This is a genomic window from Marinobacter maroccanus (assembly GCF_002933275.1).
Classification (GTDB): domain Bacteria; phylum Pseudomonadota; class Gammaproteobacteria; order Pseudomonadales; family Oleiphilaceae; genus Marinobacter; species Marinobacter maroccanus.
This window is the reverse complement of sequence record NZ_PSSX01000046.1, coordinates 1-587: the sequence shown is the minus strand read 5'-3', so window position 1 is coordinate 587 and position 587 is coordinate 1. Positions and strand designations below refer to the sequence as shown.

At 47.9% G+C, this 587-nt stretch carries 1 protein-coding gene; it reads right to left on the bottom strand.

Translation table 11 applies throughout. From position 1 onward, the window contains the following. Positions 1-108: 108 nt before the first annotated feature. On the bottom strand, positions 109-225 hold the full coding sequence (locus KEHDKFFH_RS19960; RefSeq protein ID WP_104323517.1) for a type II toxin-antitoxin system Phd/YefM family antitoxin: 117 nt from the start codon (positions 223-225) through the stop codon (positions 109-111). Positions 226-587 lie beyond the last annotated feature (362 nt).

Genomic DNA, 587 nt, shown 5'->3' with positions numbered 1-587 from the left:
AGTGGACCATGCCGATTCGTGATTGGAAGCCGGCCTTGAATCGCTTTATTATCGAATTCGGTGACCGCCTGGACGGCCACCTTTAATGGGGTGGGCAGTTACACAGATTTATTTACAGGCTCCTGGCTTGCCATGACGTAAGATCATAACTTCTTCCCCGGACGCCACAGCATCAAGTAAACTGCCGAGCCTTTCTTGCGCTTCATGCACATTGATCGTCTGCATTTTCAGCCCTCCTTAAATACGTACACAAAAAGTGTACATGCAGATCCGCCTCGATAGAAAGCCATCTCAACGGGGCATGAGGAGGATTCGCCTTAACAACAGAAATAAAGGTCCACGGAAAATCCTCGACCTTTCGGCCCTCTCAACCAATGCGAGCACAACCCGCCCTGAGTGAACGGCATTGCAACAATGCCGGTCTGTTTTGAATGGTCATGTTTCTAACAACTGCTCCTTTCCAAACTGTCAATGGCCATTTATTTTGACCCACCTTTGGCCAATAAAATTGACCCACCTTTCATAGTCTAGCTTGTGGTCTTCTGCTTTAGCCGATAGCTTTCTCCTCCCAACATAAAGATGTGTGA

Bases quoted from the DNA above. Each gene is read 5' to 3' on its own strand.
- KEHDKFFH_RS19960 (WP_104323517.1), bottom strand. From the start codon at position 225: ATGCAGACGATCAATGTGCATGAAGCGCAAGAAAGGCTCGGCAGTTTA.